6 protein-coding genes and 2 CRISPR repeat arrays are annotated in these 9,617 nt (G+C 68.9%); of the genes, 3 read left to right on the top strand and 3 right to left on the bottom strand.

Annotated features, from left to right (window positions below; genetic code table 11):
- Positions 1–29: 29 nt before the first annotated feature.
- Positions 30–1,339: a CRISPR direct-repeat array (repeat unit 29 nt; unit sequence CGGCTCACCCCCACCTGCGTGGGGACTTC).
- Between the two features lie 165 nt (positions 1,340–1,504).
- Positions 1,505–1,654 (bottom strand): hypothetical protein, encoded by a 150-nt coding sequence (locus ACIBM5_RS33065; RefSeq protein WP_396010304.1) that lies wholly within the window; start codon positions 1,652–1,654, stop codon positions 1,505–1,507.
- A gap of 130 nt (positions 1,655–1,784) precedes the next feature.
- Entirely contained in the window at positions 1,785–2,045 is a 261-nt protein-coding gene (locus ACIBM5_RS33060) for a hypothetical protein (protein WP_396010303.1), read from the bottom strand.
- A 1,440-nt stretch (positions 2,046–3,485) separates the two neighbouring features.
- Positions 3,486–4,429: a CRISPR direct-repeat array (repeat unit 29 nt; unit sequence GAAGTCCCCACGCAGGTGGGGGTGAGCCG).
- A gap of 83 nt (positions 4,430–4,512) precedes the next feature.
- On the opposite strand from ACIBM5_RS33060, the gene ACIBM5_RS33055 reads away from it, so the two are divergent.
- The 3 genes from ACIBM5_RS33055 (at position 4,513) to ACIBM5_RS33045 (ending at position 6,732) form a co-directional block, all read left to right on the top strand.
- Positions 4,513–4,659 carry a hypothetical protein gene (locus ACIBM5_RS33055; protein WP_396010302.1) on the top strand — a complete coding sequence of 49 codons (147 nt, stop codon included), beginning with the start codon at positions 4,513–4,515 and terminating at the stop codon, positions 4,657–4,659.
- A 943-nt stretch (positions 4,660–5,602) separates the two neighbouring features.
- Positions 5,603–5,914 (top strand): hypothetical protein, encoded by a 312-nt coding sequence (locus tag ACIBM5_RS33050; RefSeq protein ID WP_396010301.1) that lies wholly within the window; start codon positions 5,603–5,605, stop codon positions 5,912–5,914.
- Between the two features lie 356 nt (positions 5,915–6,270).
- Positions 6,271–6,732, top strand: coding sequence for a helicase associated domain-containing protein (locus tag ACIBM5_RS33045; RefSeq protein WP_396010300.1), 462 nt, complete (start codon positions 6,271–6,273; stop codon positions 6,730–6,732).
- Positions 6,733–7,027: 295 nt separating this feature from the next.
- On the opposite strand, the gene ACIBM5_RS33040 is transcribed toward ACIBM5_RS33045, so the two are convergent.
- Positions 7,028–9,202 (bottom strand): hypothetical protein, encoded by a 2,175-nt coding sequence (locus ACIBM5_RS33040; RefSeq protein ID WP_396010299.1) that lies wholly within the window; start codon positions 9,200–9,202, stop codon positions 7,028–7,030.
- Positions 9,203–9,617 lie beyond the last annotated feature (415 nt).

The following is a 9,617-nucleotide window of genomic DNA, read 5'->3' as shown; positions in this document are numbered from 1 at the left end:
TCGATCGAAGGCGCCGTGCGCTACCGCGACGGCTCACCCCCACCTGCGTGGGGACTTCGAGGTTGCTGGCTTTGAAGATGGACCCTTCGTCGGCTCACCCCCACCTGCGTGGGGACTTCGGCGACCTGGTCGCGCTGCGCGCACACGGCGACGGCTCACCGCCACCTGCGTGGGGACTTCCCGGGCTCGACGGGCGGGCCATTCCAGGAGGACGGCTCACCCCCACCTGCGTGGGGACTTCGGGTCGATCTTCCCGCGCGGGTCGAGTTCGGTCGGCTCACCCCCACCTGCGTGGGGACTTCCGTTCGCGACCCCAGGTGCGCCGCGGCAGTGTCGGCTCACCCCCACCTGCGTGGGGACTTCACGAACGCCAACCTGCGGGCGCGTTCTGAGTACGGCTCACCCCCACCTGCGTGGGGACTTCGGAAGGTTCATGTATCGGCGGATGCAGACGGACGGCTCACCCCCACCTGCGTGGGGACTTCCGGCCGGAGGGGGAGTCGGGGCGGCCGGTATACGGCTCACCCCCACCTGCGTGGGGACTTCCAGATGTACCTCGCGGAGAAGGCCATGTTCCGCGGCTCACCCCCACCTGCGTGGGGACTTCCTGCGCGTACTCCGCACGAACCTCAAAGGGACCGGCTCACCCCCACCTGCGTGGGGACTTCCTCCACCGCTGGCACAACATCCACGAAGGGGTCGGCTCACCCCCACCTGCGTGGGGACTTCGTCGAGCAGCACCTTGTACCGATCGGCGAGGCCGGCTCACCCCCACCTGCGTGGGGACTTCGAGGACGGCACGTTCGAGGGATGGGGCACCCGCGGCTCACCCCCACCTGCGTGGGGACTTCGCCCGGTTGGCGACCGTCCGGGTCCGCCGCCGCGGCTCACCCCCACCTGCGTGGGGACTTCCAACGAGAAGCATCCTCCACACTGCACATCCACGGCTCACCCCCACCTGCGTGGGGACTTCCATTCCGGGCTCGTGCCGGGGTCGATCGTGGCCAGCTCACCCCCACCTGCGTGGGGACTTCATGCCCAATCCCACCGTCGATGACGCGGCGAACGGCTCACCCCCACCTGCGTGGGGACTTCGCGTGCGTCGGCTGCGCGGGGATGGGCGCCGGCGGCTCACCCCCACCTGCGTGGGGACTTCTGTGCACCGGCCTGTACGCGTCGTACGACGCCCGGCTCACCCCCACCTGCGTGGGGACTTCGTCAGGAGACCTCAGCGCCAGGTGGCGCCGGGCGGCTCACCCCCACCTGCGTGGGGACTTCATGGCGATCCAATGCGCTGGCTGGGAGAGCTACGGCTCACCCCCACCTGCGTGGGGACTTCCCTTGCTGACCTGCGGCTTCCTGGGGTCGTTATCGATCCGTGATCGAATATCGGAGTAATCAGGCAATGGCTTGCCTGATTCGGTTTCTCCGGTTGGCGGTTCGTGCACATGCCCCCTCGGAGGGCCTTGCCGGGCCGGAACTCGGGATCGTCGATGGCAGTGCCCTATCCCGCGGCAGGCTCCACGAGAGAACGGAGAAGGTCGATCGTGTCGTCCTCCATATCGCACCCGAGATCGTCGAGCAGGCGGTTGAGGCGTGCGGCGTACGCCTCAAGTTCGTCGACGTCGCCGGAAAGGTAGGCGGTATGGAACATCAAACGTTAGAGCATCTCGGACTCGGGGCAGACCTCGACGCCCTTGCTCAGGGCGAGCTTCGCGCCGCGGACATCGCCGTCGCGCAGGCGCAGTTCGCCCAGGCGCGCGCCACGTCGACGATCGACGACGTCATGTCTGGTGCAGGTACTCCGCCCAGATGTAGCTGCGGGGGCTGGTGCCGCCGAACGGGCGTCCGCACACCAAGGACAGGGCCGTGGTCAGGTCGGCGCCGCCCAGCGGGCCCAGCCGCACGCCCTTGCGGACCAGGCGCTCGAAACGGGTCCAGTCACAGGTCATGCCCGAGGCGAAGCGGTAGCCGGCGTCGCCGCTCATCGGCAGGTACGGCTCTCCGTCGGGGTCGCTGCCCAGCCAACGGCGAAGCTTACTCATCACGGTGTGAAGGTTGGTGGCACAGCTAATGTCGGGCCAAATCGCGGTGTCAAATGATCCCATCCCCGGCGTGAAATGCCCGACGGTACGCCTCTTTCCAAGCCGGAGGCCATGCTCCGCGGGAAGCACGGGGCATGGGTGTCAAGCATCGGGAATATCCGGCTTCGCCGCGAATCACGACACGCCGTTCTCCGGCTCCGAGCACCCCCTGCTGGCAGACGCGAATGTAGGCCTCGGTCGGATCCCGGCCGATGAGGGCCGACGGCGTCGTTGCTGACCTGCCAAGTGTCCGGACACTGCTCCCCGCCCTGAGAGTTCCCCAGTTCCTCCGCCGACTTCCCAAGTGCTTGACGGACAGGGCCGACGGATCGATTTCCCAGATACAGGCCACGATGTGCCACCCCGGGTTTCCGATTGTCACGGAACGTTGTGGTCACAATGACGCGCGCGCCGGAATGAATGCAGTATGTACATGCGCAACTGCGGGCCTAATCACACCGGGGAAATCGAATCCGAAGCCACCGAGCGTACATACAGCCCAGCAACAGGACCCCTTTGGCCGGCCAGGGCAACCCGGCCGGCAACGCGGAGCTCCACCTACTGGGTTGAAGCACTCCCGATAAGGCTGAAGTCCCAAGACAGGCAAGGCCGCGCACCAGCCCGAGCGGAAACCGTAATTCTCACCTCGTCGATAGAACGGCCCGCAGTGAGACTCCGCAATGATGCCAACGCTCCGTCCGCGGATCGTTACTTCATTACATACCCACGACAATGCGCGCTGCTGACTCGGAGGAAGCCACGTCCGCCGAGCCGTCTGCATGCAGCGAGATGAGCGTGTGACCGATCTTGACAGCCAACGCCAGCTGCCCTTCGGGCGTGCACCCACCCGGAGTCACCGGACGCGCCGCCGCTCGGATCGATGATCACACCACCTTTTGACGCGAGTTCGTAGCCACAGTGCGCCGACACAGCGAGAAGCGATAGGAACGTGTCGAGCCTGGATGCCAGTAGCGCCCCGACGATACGGGTCCGACTTGCAGCAACCATCTTTCTTGGTTCCGCACCGCCAGCGCACGCCCCGCCGGAACGGGCGTGCACAGGTGTCCCCCGAGGCGGAACAGGGCGCGGAATGTCGTCGTCGGTGTGGTTCTGCCGGTCGTGAGATAGCCCGGGCCAGGCTCGTATGCTTACTCCTGCGACCGTGATGGGTCTGGGCGGACCGCCCTCCGGGATGTCGACGGAAGCACCTCTTCGGACTCTGACTCGGCGCAAACCGACTGGACGCATCCATCCGACCATCGCCATGATCGGGACACCCATGCGACGACTTCCGGGGACAGCTGCCAGCCCACAAGGCGAATTCAGGAAGATATCTTGCCGCAATGAACGGAATTGGATCACGAATCGGCAAAGCCCTCGAGAACCCGCAGGTCACCGAGAGAAGTCCCCACGCAGGTGGGGGTGAGCCGGGGGATACCAGTCCCTCTCAGACCTGATCGAGGAAGTCCCCACGCAGGTGGGGGTGAGCCGCGTTGCCTCGCCACCGGTGACCTGGGCCCGAGGAAGTCCCCACGCAGGTGGGGGTGAGCCGGCCTGGTCTCCGGGTCAGGTGGCGGCGTATCGGAAGTCCCCACGCAGGTGGGGGTGAGCCGTCGCCAACTTTGGGACCGTGTTGATGACGGCTGAAGTCCCCACGCAGGTGGGGGTGAGCCGCCGCGAACACGCGCACTGCGGTTGACACTTCCGAAGTCCCCACGCAGGTGGGGGTGAGCCCCCTTGTTGTAGGTTCTCAGTTTTCGCTGCGGCGAAGTCCCCACGCAGGTGGGGGTGAGCCGTCGTGCAGACCGACTTTTCGTTTTCCGCGCCGGAAGTCCCCACGCAGGTGGGGGTGAGCCGACGGGATTGCTCCTCGTGGCCGTGTCGCGCAGGAAGTCCCCACGCAGGTGGGGGTGAGCCGCCAAGCTCGCCGAGACGAGCGAGCGGGACGTGGAAGTCCCCACGCAGGTGGGGGTGAGCCGTTCACGGCCAACGACAACAGGCCCCACCAGGCGAAGTCCCCACGCAGGTGGGGGTGAGCCGATCAAACACAGGGCGTACCGGCTCACCATGGAGAAGTCCCCACGCAGGTGGGGGTGAGCCGGCTTTGGGGTCGTAGTAGGCGCGGCCGGTGACGAAGTCCCCACGCAGGTGGGGGTGAGCCGAGGGGTCATTTCTCGCATGACCGGTGGCGCGCGAAGTCCCCACGCAGGTGGGGGTGAGCCGAGCTGTTCGCCACGCGGCCGGGTCACGTACAAGAAGTCCCCACGCGGGTGGGGATGAGCCGCCCCGCCCGAATCTCGGGCGGGGCTTCGTCGTGAAGTCACCACGCAGGTGAGGGTGGGCCGTGGACGCATGGATGAGCGCAAAGGTCACGTCGTTGCCGGCGTGGATGATGACCGTGGTCCTGGCGCCGAGTTAGGACGTTCCGTTGGGGTTCGGCGCCGGCATTGCGGCGTTGATTTGGCTGATCGTGCCGCTGGAGGAGGTGAAGGCTGCTTTCTGCCCCGCGGTGCCGGTGAACGTCAGGACGGTGAGTGATCCCGACGGTTCACTCGGTATCCTCGCGAAGTCGTGACTGTTCGCGTCCAAGACAACCGTGGTGCGGCCTCTCGGCGGCTGGCATCTGCCGGCCCGGCGCCGGAGCTGTGGCGCTCTCCCGCCGGGGCGCGCGGGGGTGGTTGTGATGCGAACGAGTGTCGTCGGGAGCCCCGTTCGTGCGCGGTCGTTCGGGGTCGAGGGCTGCCGGCGGCTGTCGTTCCCGTGTGTACGCAGCGCCTGCGGTCGCCAAACCTGTCGCGGAGGCCGCGCTCGTGTGTGCCGCCGATGGTGGGCCGAAGGTAACCGACGTCGAGGTGAGAACGTCGCCTGACCCCAGTCGGCCTGCTCGCGGTGACAACGTCGTTCATCTCCCCCAATCGGCCCGTTCGCACGGGAGTTCACGGATACCCGCAGGCCGGCGCTCGGCTTCAGTACACATCGACGCACCGCGAGCGGCCGTGGCCCCGGTGTCGGTCACGATGTCTTCCGAGTCCGGTCGGGTGTCCTCGGTGTCGGATGGCTGGCGTCAGGAGTCAACAAGGCCAGGGCTGCGATGACTTGGGCGATCGGGCGGTGGGCCGGTCCGAACCGTTCCTAGGCTGGGCACCCCAATAATCCGCTGGGCAGGGCAAGCACCGGAAGTCGCGGCCCCGCAGCTACCGCGGTCGGGTGGACGGATCCTGTCCTGGACGGTATCGGGACGAGGTGCTGACCAGGCAGGACGCCGTCTCGCCTGTCCGGGACGGTGAAGTCGTCTTGACCATGCCGGATTGCCCCACGGACGCTGGGTGTTCCGCATCCGAATCGGTCCCGTTCCCACAGTGCGGGGGATTTCCGGTGCGGAACAGGCCGACATGGCGCAGCGCAGGATCGTTCGAGGTCGTCGTCTCGGACGTTGGTGCCGGAGTCGGCCGAACTTCACCGGATGGTTTCACGGCCGGCCGCGTCTGCCGCGGTATCGGCCAGAACGAGGGAGAGGCATGGGAATACGCAAGAGGATCGCTGCGGTCGGGATGGGCGCGGCGATCGTCGTGGGCGCCTTGTCCGTGCCGGCACAGGCGACAGCTTCCACGAACGACGCGGGGCCTGCCGTGGCGGTACGTGCCGGCGCCGCCGGTGGGGTCTCCGCCGATGAGGTCGCCGCCGTGCAGTGGCGGTACACCGGCAACAGGTACTTCTTCTCCGTCGAGTGCCATTCGGCTGCGGTCCAGCTGACCTACGCCACCGGATGGGCGACCCAGTGCCGGGGCCCGCACACCGATGGCTACTACTACCTCTGGGCCTATCACTGAGAACCGCGAGCCGCGAGCCCGTTCGTGAGTCCATCGGTTCGCGAACGGGCTCCACGGACCTGGTCAGTGCAGCGCGGATGCCTGTCATCGTGGCCACGGCGATGACAGATCCGATAGTCGAAGGCTCGCTCTCGGCCTTCGGCCTTCGGCTTGGATCAGGTGTGCGATGGCCGCCCCGCAGGGGGCGGCCGGCGTACGCGTGGGGAACGACGCGGGTGGCTTTGATGAGCTGGCGTGTTGCGGGGCCAGTGCCAGTGGCGGTACCGGTGCCCCTCGGTGTGAGTGGTGGGCGGTGGCTCCCAGCCTCGGCGCCGGGTGCCGTGAGTGCCGTGAGTGCCGTGGGTGCCGTGGGTGCCGTGGGTGCCGTGAGCGCCGAGCGGCTGTACGCGCCGAACTCGATCCCCGGACAGCGCCGGCGGCTCGGCGAGTTGGACGAGTTCGACGAGTTCGACGAGTTCGACGAGTTCGACGAGTTCGGCAGTGAGCTCGAAGGAGGCAGCGACGCAGTGGTTGGTGACGCGGGCCCCGGCCGCCCGGCCGGCGCGGCCGGTGTCGGCGAGGGAGGCGGGGTGCTCGGGGTGCGGGCGCGGCGTGGGAAAGGGGCCTGGAGGACCGCGTTCGCGGCGGCGGTCCGGTATCGGGGGCGGGAAGGGCATCTGGAGGTGCCTCGGGCTCATGTCGAGACCGTGGCCGCGGTCGGGTCGGGTGAGGTGGTCTTGGTACGACTGGGCAAATGGATCAACAACCAACGCACGCGGCGGGATTCGCTGGGCGAGGAACGGGAGCGGCTGCTCACCGAACTCGGCATGCGCTGGTGAGAGACCGATCGCGTGTGGGTGTGAGGCTCCCGGGGCCGGGGCCCGGGGCTCGGGGCTCGGGGCCCGGAGCCCGGAGCCCGGAGCCCGGAGCCCGGAGCCCGGAGCCCGGAGCCCGGAGCCCGGAGCCCGGAGCCCGGAGCCCGGAGCCCGGAGCCCGGGGGCCGGAGCCCGGAGCCCGGGGGCCGGGGGCCGCGGGCCGCGGGCCCCGGGCCCCGGGCCCCGGGCCCCGGGCCCCGGGCCGCGGCGGATCCGCAGCGGATCCGCAGCGGGTCCGCTGCGGCGTCAGCCGGCAGCGTCAGTCGGCGGGAAGGCCCGTGATCGCCTTCACCGTGTCGATCAACTCGCGGAGAGTGCCGGGGAAGTCCGCCAGAAGTCGGGCAACGACGGCCCACGCGTCCGCAGTTGCCGAAACGAGGTCGGCCACGAGGTCCGCGGGTACCGGGTGACCGGTGCGCAGGACCGCCTCCGCCGGGCGGCCGAGGGCGAACAGGTCGGTGAGGGTGAGGGCGCCCGACTTCACACAGTCCTCGAGGAGGGCGGCGGACACCTGGTCTCCGGGCAGCAGGGCGAGGGCCGAGCGCGCGTGTTCCGGCGAGCGGTGGGCGAGCCAGGTCGCGGTCCGCGTCGGATCGGCCCGCAGCAGGGCCAGCGAAACATCGTCGGGACAGTGCGGGCGGGTGCAGAGGTCGCGCAGCGCGGCGCCGCTGAAGGGGCGGCCGTCGGCGAGGGCCTCGCGAATCCAGTCCCATTCCAGAAAATCGTCCAACGCGTCGGCGTTCAGCTCGACTCCTTCCACACACTCGTGGCGGCGTGCCTCGGTGATCCGGGCGTCCAGGAAGGCTGCCGGGTCGGCTGCCCGGAGCACGTCGGACACCGTCAGGGAGACGGGTACGTTCTGGATCTGGCCGTTGGCGATGACGTCCCGGAGGATGTCGACGCGCCCGGTGCGCACCAGGGAAGCGGCGGCGGTGAGTTGCTCGCTGTCCCGCAGACGGTCACGCACGTCGAGTACCGCTTCGGCCAGGACGCCGGCGTCGTTGGCGTAGGGGGTGAGGTGTTTCGTCTCGATGTTCTTGTTCAGGCCCGAGATGAGGTGGGACGTGAGCCTCCGGGTCGTTCGCAGCGTCTTCCGCCGACCCGGTCCGAACGGCACACCGGCCACGACTCGCCGGGCGATTACTCCCGGAACACTGCTGTGGATGAGGACCGCTGCGTTCACGTCGGGGTCGTCACGGCTCAGGAGCGGTAGGTAGACCTCCGGGCGGCTCTTCGCCTCCCCGGCGATTCGCAGCAACTCCCGTTCGTCGGTGATCTCGTCGACGACTGCCTCGACGACGTGCCCGGGGGCCCAACCTGCGGCGCTGACAGGGTAGACGACGTCGGCGAGCCCCGGTGCGGAGACGATCGCCCGGGCGTTCTTCGGCCCGGCAAGCCCGAGCAGGTGCGGGAACGAGGCCTGGTCTTCGTGGAGTTCCGCCGTTGCCGTCGCGGGTTCCTGTGCCGCTTCGAGAAGTGCGCCGACCGTGCCGGTGAATCCGGGCAGCAGTGCGAACAGACTCACCCAGCGTGCCGGGTTCTCGCCGAGGTGCTCGTGGAGCAGCGTCCGCAATGCCTCCCCGGCACCCGAGTTCCGAGGGAGCGCCATGATCAGTTCCAGGATGCGGGGAGCCCCTTGCGCGCGGTGCAGCAGATCCGCTGCGTCGATCAGCCCGGCTCGCAGCGCGGTCACGGCCGTGTCGACCATCGCCGTTGTCGGTTGCCGGGAGAAGTGACCGAGTGCCTTCCCCTGCCTACAGTCCAAGAACGCGAGCGCCGCCTCCTTCGGACACACGCCCGACTCGACGACGGCCCGGCAGGCGGTGTCCGCCATGGGGTGTCGGTGGTGGAGTTCGACGAGTTCTCGCCAGTCCGACACCGACCAGTCCTCCGGACGGAAGAGCGCTACCCGGCCGCGCAGGTGGCGAATGCGTGCGTGGGGTGTCTGCGCCATCCATGCGTACAACTCCGCGGGTCGGCCCTCCGGCCGCCTCTTCTTCGGCCCGCCGATGCTGCGGCCGGCATGTGCGGCGACCTCGGGGTCACTCGCGCGCAGCGCCGGAGCGAGCAGCTTCCGGGACCGGGTCGTGAGCAGCAACTCCCGTACGGTGCCGGGGAGGTCATCGGCTTCGCACACCGTGCGGCGATCGGCGGCGGTGAACTCCGGATGCACATAGACCGCGACGGCAACCCGAGGTTCCGCCCGTTCCAGCAGGCGGCGCAGCACCTGCCGGCCGACCCCGGGGTTCTCGGCGAGCACGAGCCGGTCCTCGGCGCTTCCGGTCTCCAGGGCCCATGCGACGACGTCGGCGGAGGGTCGGAGTCGCAGGAGATCTCGCCGGATGTCCGCGGGCAGCCTCGCCAACACCTCGGCGAGCTCCGCGGGTGCGAGGGAGCCCAGGAGCGTGGCAAATGCGGTTGTCGCAAGGGTCATCCGTTACCTCCGGCCGTCATGGCCTGTGCCTGTGCGGTCGTGCAGAGTGCGGGCGGTACACCGGGACGTCGGCGAGCGACGACGACAACGACGGAACCGACCGGCCTGCCAAGGAAAGCGGAGATTCCCCGATCGGTCGCCTGATTTCCCGCACCACATCCTCATCCGGACCACCGGACCACCGGACCACCGGACGCCAGACCGCCAGACCACCGGACCACCAGGCCACCAGGCCACCAGGCCACCAGGCCACCAGGCCACCAGGCCACCAGGCCACCGAACCGCCGCGCCCCCGCTGCGCCGACGAGTTCGGGACTCGGATACCACTTCCGGCCCGGGAATGGGTGGTGTCTCATGGGGCCAGGCGTTCGGGAACGTGACGCCGACCGACACCTTGGGGGATGGATGTCGACCG

It is taken from the genome of Embleya sp. NPDC050493 (assembly GCF_044458105.1).
Classification (GTDB): domain Bacteria; phylum Actinomycetota; class Actinomycetes; order Streptomycetales; family Streptomycetaceae; genus Embleya.
Note: the sequence above shows the minus strand (reverse complement) of the source record. Positions and strands in the feature narration are given on the sequence as shown.

Coding starts and splice junctions, on each gene's coding strand:
- ACIBM5_RS33065 (WP_396010304.1), bottom strand. CDS start 1,654: ATGTTCCATACCGCCTACCTTTCCGGCGACGTCGACGAACTTGAGGCG.
- ACIBM5_RS33040 (WP_396010299.1), bottom strand. CDS start 9,202: ATGACCCTTGCGACAACCGCATTTGCCACGCTCCTGGGCTCCCTCGCA.
- ACIBM5_RS33060 (WP_396010303.1), bottom strand. CDS start 2,045: ATGAGTAAGCTTCGCCGTTGGCTGGGCAGCGACCCCGACGGAGAGCCG.
- ACIBM5_RS33050 (WP_396010301.1), top strand. CDS start 5,603: ATGGGAATACGCAAGAGGATCGCTGCGGTCGGGATGGGCGCGGCGATC.